The 24,797-nt window shown below is 75.9% G+C and carries 27 protein-coding genes; 15 read left to right on the forward strand and 12 right to left on the reverse strand.

What is annotated here, in order from left to right:
- Together ACI8AB_RS01435 and ACI8AB_RS01440 are read right to left on the reverse strand one after the other, a co-directional pair.
- Positions 1 to 1,224 (reverse strand): glutathionylspermidine synthase family protein, encoded by a 1,224-nt coding sequence (locus ACI8AB_RS01435; protein ID WP_456948668.1) that lies wholly within the window; start codon positions 1,222 to 1,224, stop codon positions 1 to 3.
- Positions 1,225 to 1,605: a hypothetical protein gene (locus ACI8AB_RS01440; protein ID WP_387985890.1), complete on the reverse strand. Its 381-nt coding sequence runs from the start codon at positions 1,603 to 1,605 to the stop codon at positions 1,225 to 1,227.
- A gap of 126 nt (positions 1,606 to 1,731) precedes the next feature.
- On the opposite strand from ACI8AB_RS01440, the gene ACI8AB_RS01445 reads away from it, so the two are divergent.
- The 3 genes from ACI8AB_RS01445 to ACI8AB_RS01455 all read left to right on the forward strand — a co-directional run bounded on the left by ACI8AB_RS01445 (position 1,732) and on the right by ACI8AB_RS01455 (position 4,575).
- Entirely contained in the window at positions 1,732 to 2,577 is an 846-nt protein-coding gene (locus ACI8AB_RS01445) for a formate/nitrite transporter family protein (RefSeq protein WP_387985892.1), read from the forward strand.
- Between the two features lie 275 nt (positions 2,578 to 2,852).
- Positions 2,853 to 3,776, forward strand: coding sequence for a KPN_02809 family neutral zinc metallopeptidase (ypfJ, locus tag ACI8AB_RS01450; protein ID WP_456948669.1), 924 nt, complete (start codon positions 2,853 to 2,855; stop codon positions 3,774 to 3,776).
- A gap of 4 nt (positions 3,777 to 3,780) precedes the next feature.
- Entirely contained in the window at positions 3,781 to 4,575 is a 795-nt protein-coding gene (locus ACI8AB_RS01455; protein WP_456948670.1) for an enoyl-CoA hydratase/isomerase family protein, read from the forward strand.
- A 6-nt stretch (positions 4,576 to 4,581) separates the two neighbouring features.
- On the opposite strand, the gene ACI8AB_RS01460 is transcribed toward ACI8AB_RS01455, so the two are convergent.
- Positions 4,582 to 5,424 carry a siderophore-interacting protein gene (locus tag ACI8AB_RS01460; protein ID WP_456948671.1) on the reverse strand — a complete coding sequence of 281 codons (843 nt, stop codon included), beginning with the start codon at positions 5,422 to 5,424 and terminating at the stop codon, positions 4,582 to 4,584.
- 301 nt (positions 5,425 to 5,725) lie between these two features.
- Here ACI8AB_RS01460 and ACI8AB_RS01465 point away from each other — a divergent pair, with 301 nt between their 5' ends.
- The 5 genes from ACI8AB_RS01465 (at position 5,726) to ACI8AB_RS01485 (ending at position 9,616) form a co-directional block, all read left to right on the forward strand.
- The gene (locus tag ACI8AB_RS01465; protein WP_456948672.1) at positions 5,726 to 6,580 is read left to right on the forward strand and encodes a hypothetical protein; all 855 of its coding nucleotides are present in this window, start codon (positions 5,726 to 5,728) and stop codon (positions 6,578 to 6,580) included.
- Positions 6,581 to 6,582: 2 nt separating this feature from the next.
- A complete protein-coding gene (locus ACI8AB_RS01470; protein ID WP_456948673.1) occupies positions 6,583 to 7,170 on the forward strand; it encodes a phage holin family protein in 588 nt (195 codons plus the stop codon).
- A 51-nt stretch (positions 7,171 to 7,221) separates the two neighbouring features.
- Positions 7,222 to 7,950 (forward strand): DUF3618 domain-containing protein, encoded by a 729-nt coding sequence (locus ACI8AB_RS01475; protein ID WP_387985907.1) that lies wholly within the window; start codon positions 7,222 to 7,224, stop codon positions 7,948 to 7,950.
- Positions 7,951 to 8,140: 190 nt separating this feature from the next.
- Complete coding sequence (locus ACI8AB_RS01480) at positions 8,141 to 9,319, forward strand: sensor histidine kinase (RefSeq protein ID WP_456948674.1); 1,179 nt, start codon at positions 8,141 to 8,143, stop codon at positions 9,317 to 9,319.
- Positions 9,320 to 9,391: 72 nt separating this feature from the next.
- Positions 9,392 to 9,616, forward strand: coding sequence for a hypothetical protein (locus tag ACI8AB_RS01485; RefSeq protein WP_456948675.1), 225 nt, complete (start codon positions 9,392 to 9,394; stop codon positions 9,614 to 9,616).
- Here ACI8AB_RS01485 and ACI8AB_RS01490 read toward each other — a convergent pair.
- The 5 genes from ACI8AB_RS01490 to ACI8AB_RS01510 all read right to left on the reverse strand — a co-directional run bounded on the left by ACI8AB_RS01490 (position 9,598) and on the right by ACI8AB_RS01510 (position 13,863).
- Complete coding sequence (locus tag ACI8AB_RS01490) at positions 9,598 to 10,290, reverse strand: response regulator (RefSeq protein ID WP_456948676.1); 693 nt, start codon at positions 10,288 to 10,290, stop codon at positions 9,598 to 9,600. The genes ACI8AB_RS01485 and ACI8AB_RS01490 overlap by 19 nt on opposite strands.
- Positions 10,291 to 10,406: 116 nt before the next feature.
- On the reverse strand, positions 10,407 to 11,582 hold the full coding sequence (locus ACI8AB_RS01495; protein ID WP_456948677.1) for an acyl-CoA dehydrogenase family protein: 1,176 nt from the start codon (positions 11,580 to 11,582) through the stop codon (positions 10,407 to 10,409).
- A gap of 33 nt (positions 11,583 to 11,615) precedes the next feature.
- Positions 11,616 to 12,143, reverse strand: coding sequence for a methyltransferase domain-containing protein (locus ACI8AB_RS01500; protein WP_456948678.1), 528 nt, complete (start codon positions 12,141 to 12,143; stop codon positions 11,616 to 11,618).
- A 12-nt stretch (positions 12,144 to 12,155) separates the two neighbouring features.
- Positions 12,156 to 12,932, reverse strand: a complete 777-nt coding sequence (locus tag ACI8AB_RS01505) for an SDR family NAD(P)-dependent oxidoreductase (RefSeq protein WP_456948679.1) — start codon at positions 12,930 to 12,932, stop codon at positions 12,156 to 12,158.
- 40 nt (positions 12,933 to 12,972) lie between these two features.
- Positions 12,973 to 13,863 carry an arginase family protein gene (locus ACI8AB_RS01510; RefSeq protein ID WP_456948680.1) on the reverse strand — a complete coding sequence of 297 codons (891 nt, stop codon included), beginning with the start codon at positions 13,861 to 13,863 and terminating at the stop codon, positions 12,973 to 12,975.
- A 77-nt stretch (positions 13,864 to 13,940) separates the two neighbouring features.
- On the opposite strand from ACI8AB_RS01510, the gene ACI8AB_RS01515 reads away from it, so the two are divergent.
- On the forward strand, positions 13,941 to 14,138 hold the full coding sequence (locus tag ACI8AB_RS01515) for a hypothetical protein (protein WP_456948681.1): 198 nt from the start codon (positions 13,941 to 13,943) through the stop codon (positions 14,136 to 14,138).
- 10 nt (positions 14,139 to 14,148) lie between these two features.
- On the opposite strand, the gene ACI8AB_RS01520 is transcribed toward ACI8AB_RS01515, so the two are convergent.
- Positions 14,149 to 14,913, reverse strand: coding sequence for a MerR family transcriptional regulator (locus ACI8AB_RS01520; protein ID WP_387985931.1), 765 nt, complete (start codon positions 14,911 to 14,913; stop codon positions 14,149 to 14,151).
- 71 nt (positions 14,914 to 14,984) lie between these two features.
- Between ACI8AB_RS01520 and ACI8AB_RS01525 the strand changes: the two genes are divergently transcribed.
- From ACI8AB_RS01525 to ACI8AB_RS01535, 3 genes are read left to right on the forward strand one after another with little or no spacing between them, the layout of a single operon-like run.
- On the forward strand, positions 14,985 to 16,856 hold the full coding sequence (locus ACI8AB_RS01525; RefSeq protein WP_456948682.1) for a hypothetical protein: 1,872 nt from the start codon (positions 14,985 to 14,987) through the stop codon (positions 16,854 to 16,856).
- On the forward strand, positions 16,853 to 17,266 hold the full coding sequence (locus tag ACI8AB_RS01530; RefSeq protein WP_456948683.1) for a hypothetical protein: 414 nt from the start codon (positions 16,853 to 16,855) through the stop codon (positions 17,264 to 17,266). Before ACI8AB_RS01525 ends, ACI8AB_RS01530 begins: the two co-directional genes overlap by 4 nt.
- A complete protein-coding gene (locus ACI8AB_RS01535; RefSeq protein WP_456948684.1) occupies positions 17,263 to 18,564 on the forward strand; it encodes a hypothetical protein in 1,302 nt (433 codons plus the stop codon). The genes ACI8AB_RS01530 and ACI8AB_RS01535 overlap by 4 nt, the downstream gene beginning before the upstream one ends.
- A gap of 11 nt (positions 18,565 to 18,575) precedes the next feature.
- Here the strand turns inward: ACI8AB_RS01535 and ACI8AB_RS01540 are convergent, their stop codons facing one another.
- On the reverse strand, positions 18,576 to 20,126 hold the full coding sequence (locus tag ACI8AB_RS01540) for a phospholipase D-like domain-containing protein (RefSeq protein ID WP_456948685.1): 1,551 nt from the start codon (positions 20,124 to 20,126) through the stop codon (positions 18,576 to 18,578).
- Between the two features lie 135 nt (positions 20,127 to 20,261).
- Between ACI8AB_RS01540 and ACI8AB_RS01545 the strand changes: the two genes are divergently transcribed.
- Entirely contained in the window at positions 20,262 to 20,579 is a 318-nt protein-coding gene (locus ACI8AB_RS01545) for a hypothetical protein (protein WP_456948686.1), read from the forward strand.
- A gap of 102 nt (positions 20,580 to 20,681) precedes the next feature.
- Positions 20,682 to 21,113 (forward strand): ATP-binding protein, encoded by a 432-nt coding sequence (locus ACI8AB_RS01550; protein WP_456948687.1) that lies wholly within the window; start codon positions 20,682 to 20,684, stop codon positions 21,111 to 21,113.
- Between the two features lie 15 nt (positions 21,114 to 21,128).
- Here the strand turns inward: ACI8AB_RS01550 and ACI8AB_RS01555 are convergent, their stop codons facing one another.
- Complete coding sequence (locus tag ACI8AB_RS01555) at positions 21,129 to 22,400, reverse strand: PP2C family protein-serine/threonine phosphatase (RefSeq protein ID WP_456948688.1); 1,272 nt, start codon at positions 22,398 to 22,400, stop codon at positions 21,129 to 21,131.
- Between the two features lie 464 nt (positions 22,401 to 22,864).
- Between ACI8AB_RS01555 and ACI8AB_RS01560 the strand changes: the two genes are divergently transcribed.
- On the forward strand, positions 22,865 to 23,560 hold the full coding sequence (locus ACI8AB_RS01560; RefSeq protein ID WP_456948689.1) for an ANTAR domain-containing protein: 696 nt from the start codon (positions 22,865 to 22,867) through the stop codon (positions 23,558 to 23,560).
- Between the two features lie 432 nt (positions 23,561 to 23,992).
- Here ACI8AB_RS01560 and ACI8AB_RS01565 read toward each other — a convergent pair whose 3' ends face one another.
- Positions 23,993 to 24,733: an ANTAR domain-containing protein gene (locus tag ACI8AB_RS01565; protein WP_456948690.1), complete on the reverse strand. Its 741-nt coding sequence runs from the start codon at positions 24,731 to 24,733 to the stop codon at positions 23,993 to 23,995.
- Between the last annotated feature and the right edge of the window lie 64 nt (positions 24,734 to 24,797).

The following is a 24,797-nucleotide window of genomic DNA, read 5'->3' on the forward strand; positions in this document are numbered from 1 at the left end:
TCAGCGGGCGTCCACGGTGTGCGGGACGAAGAAGCTCAGGTTGTCGGTGATCAGCCCGTCGCTCTCGCGGATGCCCAGGCCCGCGGGCTCGCCGTCGACCACCCAGGCGCCGAGCACCGGGTGGTGCGGCCCGTCGACGCCGGCGAAGTCCGGCAGCGGCGCGAACTCCTGGACGACGAACCCCTCGGTGCCGTAGCGGCCCGGCATCGCGGTGACCACCTGCCCGCCGCGGACGACCTGCACGTTGGCGCCCTCGCGGCCCCACAGCGGCTTGCGCACGTAGTCCCGCCACGACGAGGGCATCTCGTCGGCGAAGTAGGCCGGCAGCAGGTACTGCCCGAGCACCGGGTCGCTGCCGAACAGCTGCCACAGCACCGGCAGCAGCGCCTTGGTGCTCCACAGCATCTTGTAGACCGGCTCGACCCACGTGGTGCCGCCCGGCCGGGCGGCGTCGGCGAGGACGGCCGCGCCGAACTCGTCGTCGACCAGCCACTCCCAGGGGTAGAGCTTGAAGACGACGTCGAGGTGGCGGCCGGCGGGGTCGTAGAAGCGGCCGTCGCCGGAGTCCAGCGCGATGTCCTCGACCAGGACCTCGACCGCCTCGTAGCCGGCCTGGACGACGGTGTCCATGAGGTAGGCGACGGTCATCCGGTCCTCGCCGGAGGCCTCCGCGCTGGTCCACGCCAGGTGCACCCGAGGCCGCACCCCGGTGCGCCGCTCCCAGCGGGTGAGGTTGCGCTGCCAGGCGGCGACCAGCCTCTCGTGCAGCGCGTTCCACTGGTCGCGGCCCTGCCCGGTGAACAGGTGCCAGTTCCACTGGGTCACCGCCGCCTCGACCAGGCCGGTCGGGGTGTCGGCGTTGAACTCCAGCAGCTTCGGCGGGCCCTCGCCGTCGTAGCGCAGGTCGAAGCGGCCGTACACGCTCGGCGGCTCGGCCTCCCACGAGGCGCGGATGCCGGACCGGGCGATCAGCGGGATGCCCATCCGGTCGAACAGGTCGTGCTCGACGACGTGGTCGCCGGCGGCGACGCACATCTCGAACAGCTGCGCCACGGCGCTCTCGAGCCGCTCGACCTCCGCGGCGGTGAAGTCGTAGAACGGGCCCTCGCGCCAGTAGCTGCGGACCTCACCGCCCGGCGTCGTCGTCCGGTTGTAGACCAGCCCCTGCGCCTCGACCTCGGCCTCCCAGCCGGGCCGGACGACGCCGCCCTCGACGCGCCGCACTCAGGAGCCCGACCCGCCGCCGACGCCCGAGCCGATGCCGCCGGTCACCCGCTGGCCGGCGGACACCTTGCCGGTGGCGGGCAGCCCGTAGCGCTGGCGGGCCGCGGTGTCGGTGGGGTTGACGCGGGTGCCGCCGGCGGGCAGCACCGTGCCGACCGGCAGGCCGGGGCGGAAGGCGCCCAGGTAGAGGAAGAACAGGCCGCCGCCCCCGCGGTAGTCGTCGTCGCAGTAGTCGTCGTCGACGATCTCGCCGTCCTCGTTGGTGCAGTAGGCGACCTGCTCCTGCTCGTCGTCGGACCCGCAGCCGGCGAGGAAGCCGGTGGCGGCGGTGGCCAGCACCGTGGTGGTCAGGGCGCTGCGCACCCGGTTGCCGAACGCCATGGGCTCCTCCCCGTGAGATCGTCGGCCCGACCCTAGGCCCGACCTGCGGCGTCGGCGTCCCCGGGCGGCGCGGACGGAGCTGTTCCACTAGCGTCCCGGGACGAGCCCGCCGTCCCGGGAGGCGCGATGACCGCGAAGGAACCCGCCGAGGTCGCCAGGGTCGCCAGCGCGACCGGCGCCAAGAAGGTGCACCGCAGCTGGGACCGGGTGCTGGTCAGCGCCTTCCTCGCCGGCGCCTACATCTCCTTCGGCGCGCTCGTGGCGATCACCGTCTCCTCGGGCCTGTCCGCCGAGACGTGGGGCACGCTGCCGACGCTGTTCATGGGCGCGGCCTTCACCCTCGGCCTGGTGCTGGTGCTCATCGCCGGCTCCGACCTCGCGACCGGCAACATGATGCTGGTCCCGCTGGGCGCGATGAACGGCAAGATCACCGCCGGCGAGGTCCTCCGGAACCTGACGCTGGTGCTGTTCGGCAACCTGCTCGGCGCACTGTTCGTCGCCTACTTCCTCGCCGTCTCCACCGGCGTGATCGGCGACCCGGACAGCACCGGCAGCGCGCAGCTGACCTTCACCCGGCTCGCGGAGATCGCCGACGGCAAGACCCACCACACCGCGTGGGAGACCTTCCTGCGGGGCGTCGGGTGCAACTGGCTGGTCTGCCTGGCGGTGTGGATGTCGCTGGCGTCCTCGAGCGTCGCGGGCAAGATCCTGGCGGTGTTCTTCCCGGTCATGGCGTTCGTCGCGATGGGGTTCGACCACGTCGTCGCCAACATGTTCTTCCTGCCGGCGGCGGTGTTCGCCGGCGTCGAGGGCGCGAACTGGGGCGACACGCTGACCAACTGGCTGCTGGCCGGGGCGGGCAACCTCGTCGGCGCGGTCGTCTTCGTCGGGACGTCGTACTGGTACCTGTTCCTGCGCGAGGACCGCGACGCCGCCCCGCGCACCGGCGCGGAGCCCGCCGAGCGCGCCTGACCCACCTCCCTCCCCCGCGACCAGGGCGCCGTGACCACGGTCCGTCGCCCGCTGCGGCCTCCTCCCGCGGCGATCACGGGGTCGCGGTGGCGACACGCGGGCCGGCGACGGCGTGTCGCCACGGGAACTCCGTGATCGCGGGCGAGGTGAGCGGGACGAGGCCCTGCCCGGGACGCTGATGGCCGGCGGACGGGGGTGTTCCCCTCCCGGGTCGCGCAGTGCGGGGGCCGGTGGCACGGTCGGACGACGGCCAGGCACCGGGAGGACAGCAGCGGATGAGGTACAGGGAGGGCGGCGACCTCGACACGTCGTCGATCCAGGACCGGCGCGGACGCGGCGGGGGCCTGGGCGGGGGCCGGGGGCTCGCGGTCGGCGGCGGCGGGATCGGCCTCGTCGGGCTCCTGGTCGTCGTGCTGTTCCAGGTCCTCGGCGGCGGCGGGGGCACCGCCGGGGCCGGGCTGGGCGCGCTGTCCGGCGGCCTGGGCGAGGGCGAGACGGCCGACAACAGCGCCCTCGAGCAGTCCTGCGACGACAGCGGCGACGCCAACACCTCCGTCGAGTGCGCCGTCGTCGCCGACGTCGACTCGATCCAGGACTACTGGTCGCAGGCGCTCGGCGCGGACTACGTCCCCACCGACACCGTGTTCTTCCCCGGCCAGGTGCAGACGCAGTGCGGCGGCGCCACCAGCGGCTCGGGGCCGTTCTACTGCCCGGCCGACCAGCTGGTCTACATCGACCTGACCTTCTTCGACACGCTGCGCAGCCAGTTCGGCGCCGAGGGCGGGGCCTTCCCCAACGCCTACGTGCTCGCCCACGAGTACGGCCACCACGTGCAGAACCTGCTCGGCGCCAACCGGCAGGTGACCCCGGGCGAGACCGGCCCGGCCAGCGGCACCGTGCGGCTGGAGCTGCAGGCCGACTGCTACGCCGGCGTGTGGGCCAACCACGCCGAGACGGTCCCCGACGAGTCCGGCGCACCCCTGATCGCCGAGATCACCCAGGACGACGTCGACCGGGCGCTGGACACCGCCGGCCGCATCGGCGACGACTTCATCCAGGAGAACCTCGGCGGTGGCACCGTGGACCAGGACACCTTCACGCACGGCTCCTCCGAGCAGCGCCGGCGCTGGTTCCTGACCGGGTACGAGACCGGCGACCCGCGGCAGTGCGACACCTTCTCGACGGACGACCTGGGCTGAGCGCGTGACCCCGAACGACCCCGCCGACCACCTGCGGGTCGGCCGCGACGGCGCCGTCGCCGTGCTGACCATCGACCGCGCGGACAAGCGCAACGCGCTCACCGCCGGCATGTGGGCCGCGCTCCCCCGCGTGCTGGCCGGGCTGGCCGAGGACCCCTCCGTGCGGGTGCTCGTGCTCACCGGCGCCGGGACCACCTTCTGCGCCGGCGCCGACATCTCCGACCTGCTCGGCGGGCCCGACACCGACGACCCCATGGCGCACCTGCGCCGCGACAACCTCGCCGCGCAGGCGGCGCTGCGGGACTTCCCGCGGCCGACGATCGCGATGATCCGCGGCCACTGCATCGGCGGCGGCGTCGAGCTCGCCACCTGCTGCGACCTGCGGTTCACCGACCCGACCGGCGTCTTCGGGGTCACCCCGGCCAAGGTCGGCATCGTGTACACGCCGACGTCGACCCGCCAGCTGGTGCAGCTCGTGGGCCCGGCGACGACCCGCTACCTCCTGTACTCCGGGGAGCTGGTCGACGCCGAGACCGCGCTGCGCACCGGCCTGGTCGACCGGCTGCTGCCGGCCGGCGACCTGGCCGGCGAGGTGCGCCGGTTCGCCGGGGTGCTGGCCGGCCGCTCGGCGCTCACCCAGCACGCGGCCAAGGAGATCACCGCCGCGCTGGCCGCGGGCGGCGACGGCGAGGAGGTCGCCCGCCGCTGGTACCGGGAGACCATCGCGGCCGGCGAGCTCGCCGAGGGCGTGGCCGCCTTCACCGAGCGGCGCACCCCGCGCTTCCCCTGGACGCCCTGAGGGGCGCTAGGCGACGCCGAGCCCCTGCTCCTCCGCCTCGACGGCGGCGTTCCACTCGCGCTTCTCCGCCTGCCAGCGGTCCTCGGTGCTGCCGACCCGCCAGTAGCCGGAGACCGACAGCCGCTCGCGCGAGGCGCCGAGCCCGGTGCGCACGAACCGGCGCAGCTCGCGGACGGCGCCGGCCTCGCCGTGCACGAACACGTGCACGTCGCCGTCGGGGAGGTCCGCCGCGACGACGGCCGCGACCAGCGCCACCCCGGGGGCCGCGCCGCGGTGCACCCAGGTCACCCGCACACCCGGGCCGGTGGCGAGGTCCTGCTCCTCCTCGGGCCCGGCCACCTCGACGAAGACCTCCGCCCGCGCCCCGGCGGGCAGGGCCTCCAGCGCGGCGGCGATCGCCGGCAGCGCGGTCTCGTCACCGGCCATGAGGTGCCAGGCGGCGTCGGCGGCGGGGCTGTAGGCGCCGCCGGGGCCGAACAGCTGCAGCGTGTCGCCGGGGCGGGCGGCCAGGGCCCAGGGGCCGGCCACGCCCTGGTCGCCGTGGACGACGAAGTCGACGGTCAGCTCGCCGGCCGCGGCGTCCCAGGAGCGGACCGTGTAGGTGCGCGTGGCGGGCCACTGCTCGCGCGGCAGGCGGGCCTGCACCTCGTCGAGGTCGAACGGGGCGGCGTAGGGCGCACCGGCCGGCGGGAAGAGCAGCTTGACGTAGGAGTCGGTGTGCTCGGGCGCGAAGCCGGACAGCCCCTCCCCGCCGAGGACGACGCGGACGACGTGCGGCGTCACGCGGCTGGTGCGCACGACGGTGCCGGTACGGGGCGTCCGCCTGCGGCGCGGGGACTGGTCGGCCATGAGCTCTCCTCGGATCAGGGAAGGCTCACCTTACCTGCGCCGCTTGAGAGCCCGGCCGCCGTTTCGGCCCCGTGCGTCCGGGTAGCCCGTGGCCTGCGGGAACGGCGACGCCGCCGGGCACGGACGCCCGGGCCGGCCGGCTCCCCGACCGCGTCTTCCCCACGGCTCACCGGGCCGGCGCCACGCATCGCCGGCCCCGCTCCACCCGCATCCGTCCCGGCGACGGCCGTCGCCGGGACGTGTGTGAGTGATCCATTTCTGGGTAGCGCCAGCCTCGACCGAGATCCACTCAGGAGGAACGATGACCCACTCCATCGACGCCCCCCTCCCGCCGCCGCCCTCCTCGGGCGCCACCGGCTACGGGGAGACGAGTACGACCTCGACCACCAGCTCGGGCTCGCCGTCGACCACCGACGTCGCCAAGGACGAGGCCCGCAACGTCGGCCAGACCGCGAAGGAGGCCGGCTCGCAGGTCGCCTCGACCGCCGCGGACCAGGCCAGGAACGTCGTCGCCGAGACCAAGCAGCAGGCGCAGAGCCTGGTCGAGCAGGGCCGCACCCAGGCCCGCCAGCAGGTCGTGTCGCAGCAGCAGAAGGCCGGTCAGAGCCTGTCGAGCCTGGCCGAGCAGCTGCGCGGCATGGTCGACGGCAACGCCCCGGCCCCCGGCCCCGCCCGCGACCTGATCCAGCAGGGCGCCGGCAAGGTGCAGGAGTTCGCGGACCTGCTGCAGAACCGCGAGCCGGCCGACCTGCTCGAGGAGGTCCGCTCCTTCGCCCGCCGTCGGCCCGGCACCTTCCTGCTCGGCGCCGCCGTCGCCGGCGTCCTCGCCGGGCGGCTGACCAGCGGCGTCAAGGCCGCGCACAGCAACGGCTCCTCGTCCGGCTCGCAGCAGCTCGCCTCGACGCCGTCGTCCTCCACCACCGGCACCTACGTCGACCCGGCCCCGACCTACTCGGGCTACGAGTCGACCACCGGCTACGGGACGACCGGCGGCTACGAGACGACGACGGGCTCCTACGGCGAGCACGCCGCCACCCCCGGCACCCCGGTGCCGCCCCCGCCGTACGGCACGGTCCCGCCGGCCGGCAGCGTCGTGCCCCCGTCGGCGCCCGCCGGGTGGGACGACCCGACCCGCCGCCCGGGCCAGGGGGTCTGACCATGAGCTCCCCCTACTCCGGCGCCACGCCGGTGGGCGGCCAGGAGGGCTACCCCCCGGAGCCGCCGCAGGCGAACTACGCCGTGACCCCCGGCTACGAGCAGGGCTACGCCGGCCAGCAGGACTACGCGGGCCAGCAGGAGTACCCGACCCAGTCCTACGGGGCGCACGCCGGTGAGCGTGGCACCCCGATGACCGAGACCGGCCGCCCCGACGTCGGCGGCACCTCCGTCGGCGAGCTCATCAGCGAGGTCACCACGGACCTCTCGGTGCTCATGCGCCAGGAGCTCGAGCTGGCCAAGGCCGAGCTGAAGGTCGAGGCCAAGAAGGCCGGCCAGGGCGCTGGCATGTTCGGCGCCGCGGGCTTCGCCGGCTACATGACGGTGCTGTTCCTCTCCTTCGCCCTGTGGTGGGCGCTGGAGAACGTGATGGACGCCGGCCTGGCCGCACTGATCGTGGCGGTCATCTGGGGCGTCATCGGGGCCGTCGCCTACGCCATGGGACGCAAGAAGTTCCGGCAGGTGAACCCGAAGCCCGAACGGACCGTGGACACCCTCCAGCAGGTCCCCGGCGCCCTCAAGCCCCACTGACCCTCGGCCCGCGACCCGACCGGTCAGGCCACCACACCCCCTGGAGCAGACATGACCAGCAGCAGTGACCCGGACGTCATCCGGCGGCAGATCGAGGAGACGCGTCGCGAGCTGAGCTACGACGTCGACGCCCTCAACGAGAAGGTCAACCCCGCCCGCGTCATCGACCGGCGCATGGCCTCGGCGAAGGGCCGCTTCGCCAACGTCAAGGACAAGGTCATGGGCTCGGCCCACGACACCCGGTCCTCGGCGCGCGGCACCGCTCAGGACGCCCGCGGCATGGCGCAGCACGCCGTGGGCTCGGTGCAGGGCGCGGCCTCCAACGCGGCCGGCACCGTGCAGGGCGCCGCGTCGAGCGCGGCCGGCACCGTGCAGGACGCCGCCTCCCAGGCGGCGCACGCCGTCCAGCAGGCCCCCGACGCGGTGATCCGCCAGACGCAGGGCAACCCCCTCGCGGCCGGGCTGATCGCCTTCGGCGTCGGCTGGCTGGTGTCCAGCCTGCTGCCCGCCACCGAGAAGGAGCGGCAGCTGGCCGAGCAGGCCGAGAGCGCGGTCCGCGAGCACAAGGACGAGCTGCTCGCCCCGGCCAAGCAGGCGGCGCAGGAGGTCGGCGAGCAGCTCAAGCCGGCCGCCCAGCAGGCCGTCGAGGAGGTCCGGTCGACCGCGCAGGACGCGGCGCAGACCGTCAAGCAGGAGGGCCAGTCGGCCGCGCAGGACGTGCAGGGCCAGGCCCAGCAGTCCCGCGAGTCCGTGCAGAGCCAGGCCTCCAGCAGCAGCTGAGGAAGGACTCCTCTGCCCCCCACCGCTCGCACGCTCGCGGCGGGACCCCGCAGAGGGGCCGTTCCCGCACCTCACCAGCGCAGCGCCCCGCCGGGTCCGTCCCGGCGGGGCGCTGCCGCGTCTCCCCTCGCCGGGTGACCCGGGCCGGCCCCCGCTGCAGCCGCGCCCGGCCGCGGCCGACGCTGCCGGTGTGACGGACGCCGAGGTCGCGGAGCTGCGCGCGCAGGTCGCCGCGCTGCAGGCCGAGCGGGCCACGCTCACCGCGCTGGTCGACGCCCGCGGCGAGGAGCTCGCCGTCGCCGCCCGCGTGCTGCGCGCCCGCGCCGCCACGATGACCAGCGTCGTCGACGCGATCACCGAGCAGTCCGTCGTCGGCACCGACCGCGACGGCGTCGTCCGCGTGTGGAACCCCGGCGCCGAGCGGCTGCTCGGGCTCCCCCGCGCCGACGTCGTCCGCCGTCGCCGGATCACCGACTTCCACGACCCCGCCGAGCTGGCCGGCCGCGGCCTGGACGCGCTGGTGTCCGTCGCCTCCGCGCGCGGCAGCGACGTCCGGGACTGGACGTACGTGGCCGCCGACGGCACCCGGCGCACCGTCTCGGTGGCGGTCACCCCCCGCGCCGACGACGACGGCGGCCCCGCCGGCTGGACCTTCGTCGGCACCGACGCGACCGAGGCGCGCGCGGCCGAGCGGCTCAAGGACCAGTTCGTCGCCCTGGTCAGCCACGAGCTGCGCACCCCGCTGTCGTCGGTGCTCGGCTACCTGGAGCTGGTGCTCGACGACCCGGCGCTGGGCGCCGGCCACCGCCGGTGCCTGACCACCGTCCAGCGCAACGCCTCCCGCCTCGAGCGGCTCGTCGGCGACCTGCTGTTCACCGCGCAGGTGGAGGCCGGCCGGTTCGCGCTGACGCCGGGCGAGGTCGACCTGGCCGCGCTCGTGCGCGCCGCCGGGGAGTCGGCGCAGGTCACCGCGGACGCCGCCGGGGTGACGCTGGCGGTGACCGCGCCCGCGGCAGGGCCGGTCGTGCCCGGCGACGCGCTGCGGCTGGGCCAGGCGGTCGACAACCTGCTGTCCAACGCCGTGAAGTTCACGCCCCGCGGCGGGCGGGTCGAGCTGGGCCTGGGCACCGCCGACGACGGCGAGGTGCGCATCGAGGTCCGCGACACCGGCGTCGGCATCCCCGGCGCGGAGCAGGCGGGCCTGGGCACCCGCTTCACCCGCGCCACGACCGCCGTGCGGGCCGGCGTGCCGGGCGTGGGGCTCGGCCTGTCGATCACGCACGCCATCGCGGCGGCGCACGGCGGGCGGCTCGAGCTCGCCGGCACCGAGGGCCGCGGCACCACCGCGACCCTGGTGCTGCCGCGCTGAGCACACCGGTCGCGCGCGGAGCGCGCGGGGGTCCCGCGGACCGGCTGCGCGGCCGGTGGCAGGCTCCCCGTCGTGAGCACGCAGGACGGTGACACGGTGCGGACGACCCCGGGCCCGGGCGGCGAGCTGCCGGCCCGGCTGCTGGCCTTCCTCGCCGGCTCCGCCGCGGCGCCCGCCGCCCCGCAGTACCCCGCGGCCGACCCGGTCCTGGTGCGGCGGCTGCGCGCCCGGGCCACCTGCTGCGCCGCCGGCAGCCGGGTCCCCGAGCCCCGGCGGGGTCAGGCCACCAGCCGGTAGCCCACCCCGCGGACGGTGCGGATCTGCGCCGCCCGCAGCCCCGCGGCGGTCAGCTTGCGGCGCAGGTTGGACATGTGCGCCTCCACCAGGCGCAGGCTGCCGGCCCAGTCGGTGCGCCACACCTCGCGCAGCAGCGTCTCGCGCTGCAGCACCCGGCCCGGCCGCGACGCGAGCGCGGCCAGCAGGTCGAACTCGGTGCGGGTCAGGTCGACCACGACGCCGTCGACGCGCACCTCGCGGGTGTCCTCGTCGACCTCGAGGTCGGCCAGCCGGACGACGGCGTCGGGCTCCGGCACGGCGACGACCGTGCGCGGGCGGCGCAGCATCGCCTGCACCCGCGCGACCAGCTCCCGCGGGGAGAACGGCTTGGCCATGTAGCCGTCGGCGCCGACGGCGAGGCCGACGAGCAGGTCGACCTCCTCGGCGCGGGCGGTGAGCATGAGGACGTAGCAGCCGCTCTCGGCGCGCAGCTGCCGGCACACCTCGGTGCCGTCGCCGTCGGGCAGCCCGAGGTCGAGGACGACGAGGTCGGGCGCCGACCGGCGCACCTCGGCCAGGCACTCCGCGCCCGAGCCGACGGCGCGGACGTCGAGCCCGGCCCGCTCCAGCACCGTGGCCACCAGCTCGCGGATCTCCTCGGTGTCCTCCACGACGAGCACCGACTGCGCGCCCACCGCACCTCCCCGGCCCGCGGGCGGCGGTCCCGCCCGTCTCCTGGAGGGCATCGGCGCCCCGCGCCGCGGCGTGCAGCCGGGCGCGGGGTGGCCTCCCCCTCGCGAGGGGCCCCTCCTCAGACGAAGGCGCTCATCCCGGTCAGCGCCCGCCCGACGATCAGGCTGTTGATCTCCCGCGTGCCCTCGTAGGAGTAGAGGGCCTCGGCGTCGGCGAAGTACCGCACGACGTCGTTCTCCAGCAGGATCCCGTTGCCGCCGAACAGCTCGCGGGCCAGCGCCACCGTCTCGCGGGCGCGGCCGGTGACGAACGCCTTGGCCAGCGCGGCCTGCTCGTCCCGGAAGACGCCCTCCTCCTGCAGCTGCGACACCCGCACCGCCATGCCGAGGCTCGCGGTCACGTTGCCGGCCATCCGGGCGAGCAGGTCCTGGATCAGCTGGAAGCCGCCGATCGGGCGGCCGAACTGCTCGCGCTCCTTCGCGTAGGCGACCGCCGCCTCGAAGGCGCCCATCTGGCAGCCGACCGCGGACCACGCGACGCCGCCGCGGGTCAGCTTGAGCACCCGGTTGACGTCCGTGAAGGAGTTGCCGTGCTCGAGCTTGTTCTCCGCGGGCACGCGGCAGCCGTCGAAGACGATGTCGGCGTTCTGCACGGTGCGCAGGGCGTACTTGCCCTCCATCTTCGTGGGCGTGAACCCGGGCGTGCCCTTCTCGACGACGAAGGTCTTGACCGCGTCGTCGGCGACGTCGCGGGCGAACACCACGACGACGTCGGCGATGGTGCCGTTGCCGATCCACCGCTTGGCGCCGTCGATGACCCACTCGTCGCCGTCGCGGCGGGCGGTGGTCTCCAGGCCGCGGGCGACGTCGGAGCCGCCGTGCGGCTCGGTGAGCGCGAACGCGCCGACCTTGTCCAGCGCGACCATGTCCGGGACCCACCGGGCGCGCTGCTCGTCGGAGCCCAGCAGCACGATCGAGCCCATCGACAGGCCGTTGTGCACGCCGAGGAACGTGGCCATCGACGGGTCGACCCGCGCGGCCTCCAGCGCGATGAACCCGGTGAACAGCCGGGAGGCGCGCGGCCGGTGCTCCAGGTCGTAGCTGCGCCCGACCATGCCCTCCTCGGCGAAGCGCGGCACCAGGTCCATCGGGAACTCCGCCGCGGCCCAGGCGTCGTTGACCCGGGGCCGGACCTCCTCGGCCAGGAAGCGCCGGATGCCCGCCAGCTCCTTGCGCTCGTCGTCGTCCAGCAGCGTCTCGTAGCCGTAGAGGTCGCCGGGCAGCTCGTCGGTCATCGCAGGGTCCTCCGTCGGTGGGTGGCCCCTCCCCTACCCGGGACGGCGCACCTCGACCGCGGCGGTCGGGAACGGCGCGGTGGCCGCCTCCGCGGCCACGGTCACCGCGAACCCGCGCTCCCCCGCCAGCCGCGCCACGGCCGCCCGCACCCGGTCCCGGTCGTCCGGGCGCATGACCGAGAACCCGAGGACCACGCGGCCGCCGGGGTCGAGCACCCGCGCGACGACGTCCCACTCCGGCGCCGGGGGCGTCCAGAACGCCCGGACGTCGACGGCGACGACGGCGTCGAAGCGCTCGCCGGCCAGGTCGGCGTCGAGCAGCGGCGCGGCGAGGACCCGCACCCGGCCGGCGTCGACCGCCTCCCGGTTGCGGCGGGCGGCCGCGGCGGCCGTCCGCGCCGACCGGTCCACCGCGACCACCCGCCCGTCGCCGACCGCGGCCGCGAGCTCCGTGACCAGCACGCCGGCGCCGCAGCCGACCTCGAGCACCCGCTCCCCCGGCGCCGCCGCGACGACGCCGGCGACGAACGCCAGCCGGTCGGAGGCGGCGCGGGCGGTCACCCGTGCGCCCTCTCAGACGTGGGCCTGGCCGGTGGAGGCGCTGGTGCCGCCGTCGACGGCCAGCACCGCGCCGGTGACGTACCGCGCGCCCCCGGAGGCGAGGAACAGCACCGACGGCGCGATGTCCTCGGGTTCCCCGGGCCGTCCCAGGGCGATGCGGTTGCGGAAGGGCGCGAGCGACTCGTCGTCGCGGGGGGCGTCGGCGTTGAGCTCGGTGAACGTGAACGCGGGCGCGACGGCGTTGAGCCGCACGCCGCGCGGGCCCCAGTCGAGCGCCAGCGACCGCACGAAGTTGGTCACCGCCGCCTTGGTGGCGTTGTAGCCGGCCTGCCCCCAGTCGCCGCGCAGCCCCGACACCGAGGAGACGGCGACCAGGTTGCCGCCGGACTCCGCCAGCCGCGGCAGCGCGGCCTTGGCGAGGTGGAAGAACGCGTCGACGTTGGTGGCGCGCATCTGCTCCCACGCGTCGTCGGCGAGGTCGGTGACCTCCCCGCTCTCGTAGCCGGCCGCGTTGCTGACCACGACGTCGAGCCGGCCGAACCGGTCGACGACGTCGGCGACCAGCCGCCGCACCTGGGCCGGGTCGGAGACGTCCGCGGGCAGCGCCGCGCCGCGCTCGGCGGGCACGCCCTCGAGGGCGGACTCGAGCCGGTCCCGCCGGCGGCCGGTGATCGCGACGGTGGCGCCGGCGTCGAGGAAGGCCCGGGTGATCGCCAGGCCGATGCCGGTCCCGCCGCCGGTGACGAGGACGACGGAGCCGGTGAAGTCGAAGGTCGCAGAACCGCTCATGCCCTGCTCCTCCCCCGCGGCGCCCGCGCGGAACCGTGGCTCAGGCCAGCGCGGCGGTGAGGACCGCCACCAGCCGGGCGACCTCGCCCGGGTCCGGCGCGTGGTCGGGGTTGACCTCCGTGAGGCACAGGCCGCGGAAGCCGTCCTCGGCGCACAGCCGGCGCAACACCGCGGCGACGACCTCGAGCGGCAGCCCCCGCCCGTGGTCCGGCACGTCGGCCAGCGGCAGGTCGAGGAACTCGACGACGTCGACGTCGAGGTGCACGAGGAAGCCGTCGGGCCCGTCCACCGCCGCGGCGGCCCCCGCGGCGGCGCCGTCGGGGTCGGCCACCACCTCGTCGGCCGGGACGGCGGCGAGGCCGATCCGGCGCGCCGTCGTCGCGTCCGGCTCGGCGTCCCGGACGCCCACCGCCACGACGTCGTCCACCGCCAGCAGCGGCCGGACCGGGCCGACCGCGAGCAGGTCGGGATCGCACCCGGGCAGCGCGAGCACGTGGGCCAGCGCCATCGAGTCCGCGACGCCGGTCGGGTTGTCGGCCGGCGTGCGCAGGTCGACCCCGCCGTCGACGTACACCAGCCCCGGGGACCGGCCGGTGGCGCGGGCACCGGCGACCAGCCCCACCGTCGTCGTGCACTCGCCGCCGACCACGACCGGCGTCCGGCCGGCGTCCAGCGCCGTGGCGACCGCGTCCCGCACCGCGGCCAGGCCGGCGACGACGCGGGCGGCGTCGCGCACCCGCCCCGCCGGGGCCGGGCCGGCGGCCCACCGGACCGGCGGGAACAGCTCCCGGACGGCGACCTCCCGGGCCCGTCCGAGCTCTCCGGTCAGGCCCGCCGCGGCCAGGGCCGCCCAGGCGCGCTCCTGCCCGGGCCAGTGCGCCGCGGCGCTGGAGGGGGCGGCCAGCAGGTCGAGCGGGCGGCGCGGGCTCATGGCGGTGTCCTACCGCCGGGTGCCGACAGGGTGCGCCGGTTTGACACCGTGACACCGATCGGTGTCACATGGAGGACGTGTCCGGCACGAGCGTCCTGGCGACCGACGGGCTGAGCCTGATCGCCACCGCCGGGTTCTCCGTGCCGGCGGCGGTCCTGGTCGCGGTCGTCGTCGCCGCGGTGGTGCGCGACCGGCGGCTGGCCGCCCGCGAGCGCGACGGGCGCGACGGCTCCCACGAGCGCATCGACGAGCCGTCGGCCGGCCGCGACGGGTAGGCGACCCGGCTCACTCCTCGGCGAGCGCGCCGAGCTCGGCCTCGACCGCGGCGCCGACCGCGGCGGCCATCTCGGTGCGGAAGCTCGCCAGCAGCGCCTGCGCGGCGGCCGGCTGCAGCCGGTCCACCACGGCCCGCACCCGGTCGAGCTGGTCCGGCGGCGAGCCCTCCGCGAACAGCGCGCGCCACCCGGTCTCGACGTACATGCCGACGTAGGTGGCCGCGATCTCCCGCACCAGCTCGATGACCCGGGCCTGGGCGGCGATGAGCGCCGACGGCGGCACGCCGAGCCGGACGACCTGCAGGCCCGCGGTCAGCAGCGGCGGGTCGGTGACCCGCAGCCGGCCGTCGTCGAGCCGCTCGACCAGACCGAGCCGGACCATCTCGTCGACGGTGGCCGGGTCCACCGGCACGCCCGCCCGGGCGGCGAGCTCCTCGGCGGTGGTCTCCTCCGGCTCCGGCGGCAGCCAGGGCGCGAGCAGCGCGCGGTGCAGCGCGAGGGTGGCCGAGCCGCCGACGGCGGGGGCGGTGGCCAGCGTCCGCTCGATGACGGCGAGGGAGTAGCCCTCGGCGAGCATCTCCCGCACCAGCAGCAGCCGGGCGACGTGCTCGGGGCCGTAGTAGCCGGTGCGCCCCACCAGCCGGGGCGGGGGCAGCAGCCCGCGGGCCGCGTACGCCCGCACGTTGCGCACGGTGATGCCCACCCGCGCGGCGAGCTCGTCGACCGTCATCTCCCGCTCGCCGTCGTGCTCGGCAGCCCGCTCCTCAGCCTCCATCAGGACCCGATCGTAACGGTGTGGCAATGTGCCACTTTGCGATGTGACGTCGATCAGTGTTCTATAGCGGCGTGACGTCCCTGGGACCAGTGCTGCTCGCCGTGGAGGACCGTCCCGCCGGCGGTGCCGCCGTCGGCGAGGTCGTGCTCGCCTCCGCCATCGGGTTCGCCCTCACCGCCGTCCTGCTCGGCCTGGTGTGGGCCCACCGCACCCGCCGGACGACGGTGCTCGCCCGCGCCGGGAGCGCCCTCGGCCGGGCCACCCACGTCCCCGGCTGGGTCGCCCTCCCGACCGTGCTGACGACGGCGTCGCTGCTGGTCGCGCTGCTCGGGATGATGTGGGACATCGCGCTGCACGTCGGCGTCGGCCGCGACGAGGGCCCGCTGGCCAACCCCGCGCACTACCTCATCCTGTTCGGCCTGTTCGGGGTCTTCGCCGGTGGCGTGCTGGCCTGCTCCATGCCGCTGGACGAGCGCCCCGGCCCGGCCGCCGTCCGGTTCGTCCGCGGCTGGGACGTCCCGGTCGGCGGCGTGCTGCTCACCGCCGCGGGCTTCTACGCCCTGCTCGGCTTCCCCCTCGACGACGTCTGGCACCGCCTGTTCGGCCAGGACGTCACGCTGTGGGGCCCCACCCACCTCATGCTCATCGGCGGCGCCGGCCTGTCGATCGTCGGGCTGCTGGTGCTGGAGACGGAGGGCCACGGCGACCGGGTGCACGGCGACCGGGTGCACGGCGGCCGGGTGCACGGCGGCCGCGAGGGGGGCGACCGCGCCCGGTTCCTCCGCCGGGCCTCGGCCATGGGCGGCCTGCTGCTGGGCCTGTCGGTGTTCCAGGGCGAGTTCGACTTCGACGTCCCGCAGTTCCGCCTGGTGCTCGAGCCGTTCATGATCGCCGGCGCCGCGGGGGCCGCGCTGGTCGCCGCCCGGCTCTGGATGGGCCGGGGCGGGGCGCTGGCCGCCGCCGGGTTCTTCCTCGTCGTCCGCGGCACGATCGCCGTCGTCGTCGGCCCGGTCCTCGGCGAGATCACGCCGCAGTTCCCGCTCTACCTCGGCTCCGCGCTGCTGGTGGAACTGCTCGCGCTGGCCTGGCCGCTCGCCCGCCGCCCGCTGGCCTTCGGCGCGGTCGCCGGCGTGCTGGTCGGGACCGTCGGCACGGCGGTCGAGGGCCTGTGGACCCGGGTCACCCAGGTGCTCGAGTGGAACGGCGACGTCCTGGTCGAGGGCACCCTCATGGCCGTCGTCGGGGGCGTCGCGGGCGGGCTGATCGGCGCGCTGCTCGCGCTCGGCCTGCGCCGCCGGCTGCCGCGCCCCGCCGTGGCGCGCGGCGTGCTCGTCCTGAGCCTGCTGGCCCTCGCCGGCGGCGTGGCCAACGGGCTGGTCGCGACCGTGCCCGGCGACCTCGAGGCCACCCTCGCGATCGAGGACGTCACCACCGACCCGCGGACGGCGCACGTCACCGTGCGGCTGGACCCCGCCGACGCCCTCGACGACCCGGCGTGGGTGCAGATCACCGCGTGGCAGGGCCAGGGGCTGGTCGTCACCGACCTCGAGCGCACCGGGCCGGGTGAGTACCGGACCACCGAGCCGGTGCCGGTGCACGACGACTGGAAGACGATGCTGCGCATCCACGACGGCCGCGTGCTCACCGCGGTGCCGGTCTACCTGCCCGAGGACCCGGCCATCCCGGCCGGCGAGATCGCCGCCACCGACGGGGTCACCCGCGCGGCGGTCCCGGAGGTCGACCTGCTGCAGCGGGAGCTGAAGGACGCCGGCGGCGGGCTGTGGGCCGTGGCCAACCTCGTGGTCCTGGCCTGCACGATCGCGATCGTCGCGGCCATCTCCTGGGGCGTGGGCCGCTGCTCGCGCCGCGGCAGCGCCGGCGAGCGGTCCCCCGACCGGCCGGTGGGCAGCACCGCCCCGGCGCCGAGCGGGGCCGGCCGGTGACCCGCCGCCTGGCCCTGGCCGCTCTCGCGGTCGTGGCCCTGAGCGGCTGTGCCGGGACCGCGCCGTCCGACGCGGGCGCGCCGTCGGCGACGGCGGCTCCGTCCTCGTCCCCGTCCTCGTCCCCGTCCTCGGCCGCACCCACCCCGGCCGGCCGCGCGCTCGCGGTGCAGGTCGCCGGCGGGCGGGCCACCGGCGACACCGGCCGCGTCCCCGTCCCCCTCGGGGAGCAGGTGACCCTCACCGTGACCGGCGACGCCGCCGACGAGGTGCACGTGCACGGCTACGACCTGGAGGCCGCGCTCGCCCCGGGCACGCCCGCGACGGTGCGGTTCACCGCGGACATCCCCGGGGTGTTCGAGGTGGAGCTGCACGGGACGGGCACGGTGCTGCTGTCGCTGCAGGTCGGGTGACCGTCCTCGCGCACGGCGTCGGGTCGCGCACCGACCTGCCGCTCCCCCTCGGCCTGGCGCTCTACGGCGCGGGCGCGGCGATCCTGGTCAGCTTCACCGTCCTGCTGCTGTTCTGGCGCCGGCCGAGGCTCGGCGACGCCGCCTCCGGGCACCCGCTGCCGGCCTGGGTGCAGCGCGCCGCGCACAGCGCTCCGCTGCGCCGGGGCATGCAGGCGGTCGCGCTCGCCGTCGCCGTGCTCGTCCTGGCGGTGGCGCTGGCCGGCCCCGAAGACACGGCGGACAACCTCGCGCCCTGGGTCCTCTACGTGACCTTCTGGGTGGGGCTGGTGCCGGTGAGCCTGCTGCTCGGGCCGGTGTGGCGGGTGCTCAACCCGCTGCGGCTGCTCGCCCGCGGCCTGCGGGTGCTCACGGGACCGCCGCGCGGCGCCGACCGGCTGCCGGCGCTGGGGCTGTGGCCGGCGGCCGGCTCGCTGCTGGCCTTCGTCTGGCTGGAGCTGGTGTACCCGGGCCGGTCGGAGCCGGTCACGGTCGCGGTCTTCCTCGCCGCCCACGCGGTCGTGCACCTGGCGGCGGCGGCCTGGTTCGGCGAGGGGTGGTTCGCCCGCGGCGACGGCTTCGAGGTGTACTCGGCCGTCCTCGGCCGGCTGTCGGTCGTCGGCCGGCGCGACGACGGCGTGGTCGTCGTCCGCTCGCCGCTGACCAACGCGATGGCCGGCCCGGACTCCCCGGGACTGGCCGCCGTCGTGGTGGTGCTGCTCGGCTCCACCGGCTTCGACGGGCTCTCCCGCACCGCGTGGTGGCAGACCGGCCCGGGGGCGGCCGGCGACACCGCCTCGGGCACCGTCGGGCTGGTCGCGTGCACCGCGCTGGTCGCGGTCCTGTACCTGCTGGGCACCCGGCTCTCGGGCCGCCTCGGCCGCCTCCCGCCGGGCCCGCAGCCCCGGCTGTACGCGGCGTCGGTGGTGCCGATCGCGGTCGGCTACACCGTGGCGCACTACTTCTCGCTGCTCGCCCTCGACGGGCAGACGACGTGGATCCTCGCCAGCGACCCGTTCGGAACCGGCGCCGACCTGTTCGGCACGGCGGCCGACGTGGTGGACCTGCGCGCGGTGAGCCCCGACGTCATCGCCTGGGTGCAGGTCGGCGCGGTGGTGCTGGGCCACGTCGTCGGCGTGCTGCTGGCCCACGAGAAGGCGCTGCGCGTGGCGCCGCGGGCCCCGGCGTCGGACCAGCTGCCGCTGGTGCTCGTGATGGTGCTGCTCACCGTCGCGGGCCTGGGCCTGCTGTTCGGCTTCTGACCCGCCCGCGCTCAGCCGCGCTGGCGGCGCCGGCGGCCGGCGAAGGCCCGCTTCACCCGGCGCCAGCGGTTCGGGGTGTGCTCGGCGTCGAGCAGCTCGGTCTCGGCGAGCAGTCGCTCCACCGGGTCGAGCTCCGGCGCCTCGAAGGCCACCAGTGAGCGCCCGGCCGGCCGCATCAGCGCGTCGACGGCGCGGACCAGCGACCCGCCGTGCTCCTCCACCGCGGCCGCGACCTCCTCCGGCGCGACCCCGAGGTGCTCCCCGAGCAGGCGGTGGCGCATGCCCAGGACCGCCGCGGCCAGCTCGTCGTGGCGCGGGTCGCCGGTGCGGGCCTCGATCGACAGGTCGCACTCGGTGTCCAGCCCCATCGAGCGGTTGTTGAGGTTGGCCGAGCCGATCCGCAGCAGCCGGTCGTCGAGGCAGGTCACCTTGGCGTGCACGTAGATGGGCCGGCGCTCCTCGGTGACCGGCACGAGCAGCCGGAACCGGTCGTACCGGTCGGCGCGGGTGACCAGGTCGAACAGCTTCACCCGGGCGGTGTCCATGGCCTTGCTCTCCAGCCAGCCGTCGGCCGACCGCGGCAGGACGACGACGAACTCCGGCCCGTCGGGCTCCTGCAGCCGCTCGGCGATCGCCTCGGCGACCCGGCGGTTGGCGAAGTACTGCGTCTCGACGTAGACGGTGCGCCGGGCGGCCGCGACCACGGCCAGCCACAGCAGCTCGATCTCGTGCACCAGCCCGGCGCCGCCGTACTCGGGGCGGGTGCGCGAGACCGCGACGTCGACGTCGGTGAGGAAGGTCTCGGCCTCCTCGGGCCAGCAGGCCTCGACGTCGGTCACCGGCTCCAGGTGCTCCCCGGTGCCGCTCTCCCAGCGCTCGCGGGCGAGGTCGCCGATCGCGCGGGCGGCCGGGCCGGAGACCAGGCTGGTGACGTCGTGCCAGGGCCCGCGCAGGCGGGTGGTGTGCGGCCGGTGCCGCAGCGGGTGGCGGTCGCGGTGCTCGGAGGTGTCCCAGCGGTCGGCGGTGACGTCGATGCCGCCGGCGAAGGCCAGGCAGTCGTCGATGACGACGATCTTCTGGTGGTGCGCGCCGCCGAGCGGGTGGTGCGTGTCGACGGTGAACCGCAGCCGGTCGGGGGTGCGCCGGTCGAGCAGCACGATCGGGGCCATGCGGCGGGTGAGCGCCACCACCATGCCGAGGTCCCACTGCAGGACGCCGATCTCCAGCCGCGGGTTGGCGCGGACGGCGTGCTCGAGCACGCGGCCCAGGCGGTCGTCGCGGGCACGGCCGGGCGTGCGCGGGTCCATCCGGATGCGCGGGTCGAAGTCCCAGCCGATGAACAGCACCCGGCGCTCGGCGCGCAGCACCGCGCGCTTGAGGGTGGCGAAGTAGTCGGCGGCGTCGACGAAGACGGCGTGGCGGTCGGCGCGCTCGATCCGCCAGCAGGTCTCCCCGGGGACGAGCAGCGTGTCGTCGGACGGGGCGGGGACCGGAGCGGTCCGGGCGGCCGGGAGGGAGGGGATGCGTGCGGTCGTCCCGGCGGCGTCGGCGCTCTCGATCACCCCGGCAGTCTGCCGACCTGCGCAAGCAGCCGCGCCGCGCCGTCCCCCGTCGGGGTGGGCGTCCCGGTCCCCGCCGTCGTCCCGGGACGCAGCGGAGGGTGCCGCGGCGGACGCCGGTGCGTCACGCTGTCGGCCATGGCGTCCCGGGAGGACAGCGGAACACCCCCCGCCGGCGAGGCCGACCGGACCCGGCACCTCGCCCGGCGGGCCGAGGCCGGGCGGCGCCGGGCCGAGGACCTCCTGCTCCGCAGGGAGGCACTGGCCGACGCGCTCGCCCGGACCTCCCGCAACATCGTCGACACCGAGACGCGGCTCGCCGAGACCCTCGACCAGCTCGCCGAGACCCGCCCCGAGGACGGCGAACGCCTGCGCCGCGAGGCCCGCGAGGCCCGCGAGTTCGCGTCGCGGGAGCGCGACCGCGCCGCCGAACGCGAGGCGGACCGGCCGTCCTGACCCCCGGTCGACCGCGCGGACGCCCACGCGACGACCCGGACCGGTTCGGGACGCCGGCGACGGGGCACTGCTACCGGGACATCCCCGGACCGGAACGAGCCCATGGACCTGGAGCCCTGGCCGCGGCGGCCGTGTCCCGAGACCACGGGACCCCGTTACGAGTGCGAGATCTCCCACGCTGCGGACCTGCGTACCGTACGGGCGCAGCTGCGGGTCTGGGCGGCGGGCGGGGCCGAGGGGTCCGACGCGGACGGAGCGGTCGTCGACGACCTCGTGGTGGCCGTCGACGAACTGGCGTCCAACGGTCTCCGGCACGGCCGTGCGCCGGTGCGCGTCCTCGCCGTCCGCACGGGCCGGGGAGTGCTGCTCGACGTCAGTGACGGCGATCCGCGTACCGCCCCCGAGCCCGCGGCCGACCGGGATCCCGCCCTCGGCGGCATGGGCCTGCGCATGGTCGCCCACCTCAGCGTCGACCGCGGGTGGACCGTCGCCGACGACCGCAAGCACGTCTGGGCCCGCTTCGGCGCCGGGTGAGGTCCGCGCCCGCGGTCAGGCGTCCGGGCGGCGGGGCGACCGCGCCGACGAGGCGCGGCCGGCGTCGGCACCGTGCGCGCTGTCCCGCCGGCGCGGGGGACCTCCGTACCAGTCCAGGCACACCACCGTGGCGTCGTCGCGGAGGTCGCCGCCGGTCGCGCGCAGGACCGCGGCCCCCAGTTCCTGGACGACCTGCCGGGGGTGGAGGTCCGCGGTGTCGCGGAGGGCCGCCGCGACGTCGAGGACGGCGGCGTTGCGCTCCTGCATCCCGTCGGTGAGGAGGACGACCCGGTCCCCCGGTGCCAGCCGGAACTCCTGGGGCCGGAAGGACGCGCGGGGCACGACACCGAACGGCGGCTCGACGTCCAGGGCGATCTCCTGCACCGTGCGGTCCCGCAGCCGCAGCGGCAGCGGGTGACCGGCGTTCACGACCACGGCCGTCCCGGACGACAGGTGCACCCGCAGGAGCTGTCCGGTGACGAACTGCCCCGGCGCGGCGCCGTCGACGAGGGCGTCGTTGGCGTAGCGGGCCTGCCCGGCGAGGCCCAGACCCTTCCGGCGGGCGTTGCGCAGGGCCCCGACGAGCAGCGTGGCCAGCAGGGCGGCGTCGACCTCGTGACCGACGGCGTCGGTGATGGACACGTGCAGCGAGTCCTGGTTGAGCGTGTAGTCGAAGGTGTCCCCGCCCACCGAGGCGGCCGGCTCGAGCCAGCCGGCGAGGGTGAACTGCCCGGCCTCGCAGGTGTAGGACGCCGGGAGCAGCCGGCGCTGGATCTCCGCGGCCAGGGAGAACGGGGTCGTGCGCTGGCCCCACTCGAACACGTCGGTGTACCGGCGGGCGGCGATGACGACGTAGGCCAGGGCGTGCGCGGCGGCGGCGACGTCGACGACCACCGCCGGGTCCGGGTGCGCCGGCAGGACCAGTTCCAGCAGCCCGATCGCGTCCCCCCGGTCGCTGACCGGGGCCACCACCCGGGCCCCGTCGCCCAGCGGTCGCACGTCGACCTCCTGGGTCCGCAGCACGCGGTCGTACACCGTGTCGGACAGCGGCAGCGTCTCCGCGTGCGCGCCCGCCTGCGAGCGACCGCCCTCGGCTCCGGCGATCCCCGTGGTGAGACGCACGACGGCGCGGCCGCTGAAGTCGGCGATGAGGAAGGTCAGGTCCTGCGCCCCGAGCATCTCCGCGAGCGCCTCCGCCGCGGCCTGCAGGGCCTCGATCGGCGCCGTCCCCTCGACCCGGTCGAGCAGGACGCCGACGTCGAGGCCGGAGACCGGCCGCATCGACATGGGGCAACTCTAGGGAGGAGTCCCCGGCTGCCGTGCGGCCGCGCCGACCCCGTACGACGACGAGGGTCCGACCTGTGTCGCCGCAGGTCCGACCCAGCTGCAACCACGACTGCAGCCACGCCGGCGGACCCGCGCCCGGCTGGGGCCCTGCCGTCTCCCGACGTCTCCGAGGCGGCTCGAGGACGCCCGACGACGAGCCGCGTGACACGTGGCCGTCCGAGACCGCCACTGTGCCGGCCAGGCAGTCGGATAGGGTCTCCTCCAGCGCCCGGCGTCGGGCGTCGATGTTGCGTCAGGCAGCGGCGTAGCCAGATGCGGAGCCCACCGTGGGGTTCGCCGCCGAGGTCGTGCCCCGGTATCGATCAGACCGGAGGCCTGCGGTGGCCCACAGCGGGAAGCAACGGTCCACGAAAGCAGCGGAGGCCCTGGAGCACCTGGGCCAGAGGTCCTTGCAGGAACTCTCCATGGAGAGCCTGCTGCAGTCGATGGCGGACCTCACCAAGAGGGTCATGCCCGGTGACCCGGAGGCATCGGTCACGCTGCTGATCGGGGACGAGCCGCGAACGGTCGTCGACACCGGGCCCCTGGCCCTCGGCCTCGACGAGGCCCAGTACCGCCGCGGGGACGGGCCGTGCCTGCACACCGCCCACGACGGCGTCCTGGTCGAGATCAGCGACACCCGCGTGGACAGCCGGTGGCCCGACTACGGCCGCTACGTCGCCGAGCACGGCGTCCTCAGTCTGCTGGCCGTGCCCCTGGTCCTCGCCGGGGAGGAGCAGGTCGCGGGATCGCTGAACGTCTACGCCCGGAGGCCGGAGGCCTTCGACGAGGCCAGCCGAGCGGTGGCCACCGGGTTCGCCCCCTACGCGGCGGTCGCCGCCGGAACCGTCCAGGCGTACCGCAGGGCCCGGCAGACGGCCGACGACCTCCGGATCGCGCTCGAGTCCCGAGCGGTCATCGAGCAGGCCAAGGGCATCCTGATCGAGCGCCACAGGCTGACCCCCGATCAGGCCTTCGAAGCCCTCGCCACGGTGTCCATGCGGAGGAACGTCAAGGTCCGCGAGATCGCCGAGCGCCTCGTCCTCACCGGCGAACTGCCGCTCGTCCCAGCCCGGCGCCCACGATCCACCGAACAGGCGGTGCACCAGCGAGACGCATAGCGTCTGCTTGCACCCCGAGCAGCCGCGGCGGCCACCCGGGGGGCGTGCCGCGGTCAGGCCCCGCCACTCCAGACCCGGGGTGGCGGGGCCGCCCTCCGCGCACCCGAGGCGCCGGCGCGGTGGCCTGCCTCCGACGCGAGCGACGGGACCGGCCGACGGACGATGCAGCTGCGCCCGTTTCGCCGACCCACGCGCCGAGGACGGCCGGCGACTTCGCCGACGGGGAACGGGACCAGGTGGATCAGGACCGGACGCCGCAGCTCCGACCCTCCTGACGGAGCGCCACCGGCCGGCTCGCCTGCACGCGTCTCGCACGCCGTCGCGAGCACGGCGACGCACCCGGTCCTGCTCCCCCCGGGGTCCCGCCTGTCCGCGAGCGGCACCTCCGAGCCCGACCTGCCGGGGACACGTCCGGGACGTCGTCGACGCCGGCTAGGCCTCGCTGCTCGGGGTGCGGCTCGCACCGTCGACGACGGCCTGCGCGATGTCGCGGAGCTTGCGGTTGGACCGCTGCGAGGCGGTCGCGAGCAACTGGAAGGCCTCGGCCGCGTTGCAGCGCCGCTGGCTCATCAGGATGCCCTTGGCCTGTTCGATGACAGCGCGCGTCTGCATCGCCCGGTCCAGGTTCTCGGCGAGCTCGCGGGTGCTCTCGTAGAGGTGCATGTTGTGCACCGCCACGGCGACGTAGGAGGCGAACGCCCGAGCGACGTCTCCGGCCTCGTCGTCGAACGCGGCAGCCTCGACCGCGTAGAGGTTCAGGACACCGTGGACGGTCTGTCGCACCGGTACGGGGACCGACATGGAGCTCAGCGAGCCGCGTTCGACGCACACCTGGGCGTAGTCCGGCCAGCGCCTCCCCTCGCGCGCGTCGGTGATCTCGCGGATCTCCTCACCGACCGCCGCCTCCAGGCAGGGACCGTAGCCGCGACCGTACCGCGACTCGTCGAGGTCGAGCGCCAGCTTGCCGGTGAAGGCGGCGGTGGTGGCCTTGTCGTTCTCCACCAGGCTGACCGAGGCCTCCGCGACGCCGGGGATGACCTGCTCGGCCAGGTCGGCGATCCTCTGCAGCATCGCGTCCAGGGAGGTGTCGCTGAAGGACAGCTGCCCGAGTTCGGCAAAGGCGTCGTGGACGTCCAGAGGCTCGGACGGCCGCTGATCGTCGTCGGGGCTCATCGCGGTCCGCTCTGTCAGGTCCGGCTGGTCGACGGAGGTCCTCGACCCCGGAGTGAGTCGCCCG

This window comes from Geodermatophilus sp. SYSU D00698 (assembly GCF_054050335.1).

Bases quoted from the DNA above. Each gene is read 5' to 3' on its own strand.
- ACI8AB_RS01440 (WP_387985890.1), bottom strand. From the start codon at position 1,605: ATGGCGTTCGGCAACCGGGTGCGCAGCGCCCTGACCACCACGGTGCTG.
- ypfJ (WP_456948669.1), top strand. From the start codon at position 2,853: ATGAGGTACAGGGAGGGCGGCGACCTCGACACGTCGTCGATCCAGGAC.
- ACI8AB_RS01470 (WP_456948673.1), top strand. From the start codon at position 6,583: ATGAGCTCCCCCTACTCCGGCGCCACGCCGGTGGGCGGCCAGGAGGGC.
- ACI8AB_RS01550 (WP_456948687.1), top strand. From the start codon at position 20,682: ATGGACCTGGAGCCCTGGCCGCGGCGGCCGTGTCCCGAGACCACGGGA.
- ACI8AB_RS01520 (WP_387985931.1), bottom strand. From the start codon at position 14,913: ATGGAGGCTGAGGAGCGGGCTGCCGAGCACGACGGCGAGCGGGAGATG.
- ACI8AB_RS01460 (WP_456948671.1), bottom strand. From the start codon at position 5,424: ATGGCCGACCAGTCCCCGCGCCGCAGGCGGACGCCCCGTACCGGCACC.
- ACI8AB_RS01555 (WP_456948688.1), bottom strand. From the start codon at position 22,400: ATGTCGATGCGGCCGGTCTCCGGCCTCGACGTCGGCGTCCTGCTCGAC.
- ACI8AB_RS01475 (WP_387985907.1), top strand. From the start codon at position 7,222: ATGACCAGCAGCAGTGACCCGGACGTCATCCGGCGGCAGATCGAGGAG.
- ACI8AB_RS01510 (WP_456948680.1), bottom strand. From the start codon at position 13,863: ATGAGCCCGCGCCGCCCGCTCGACCTGCTGGCCGCCCCCTCCAGCGCC.
- ACI8AB_RS01565 (WP_456948690.1), bottom strand. From the start codon at position 24,733: ATGAGCCCCGACGACGATCAGCGGCCGTCCGAGCCTCTGGACGTCCAC.
- ACI8AB_RS01560 (WP_456948689.1), top strand. From the start codon at position 22,865: ATGGAGAGCCTGCTGCAGTCGATGGCGGACCTCACCAAGAGGGTCATG.
- ACI8AB_RS01505 (WP_456948679.1), bottom strand. From the start codon at position 12,932: ATGAGCGGTTCTGCGACCTTCGACTTCACCGGCTCCGTCGTCCTCGTC.
- ACI8AB_RS01495 (WP_456948677.1), bottom strand. From the start codon at position 11,582: ATGACCGACGAGCTGCCCGGCGACCTCTACGGCTACGAGACGCTGCTG.
- ACI8AB_RS01545 (WP_456948686.1), top strand. From the start codon at position 20,262: ATGGCGTCCCGGGAGGACAGCGGAACACCCCCCGCCGGCGAGGCCGAC.
- ACI8AB_RS01445 (WP_387985892.1), top strand. From the start codon at position 1,732: ATGACCGCGAAGGAACCCGCCGAGGTCGCCAGGGTCGCCAGCGCGACC.
- ACI8AB_RS01465 (WP_456948672.1), top strand. From the start codon at position 5,726: ATGACCCACTCCATCGACGCCCCCCTCCCGCCGCCGCCCTCCTCGGGC.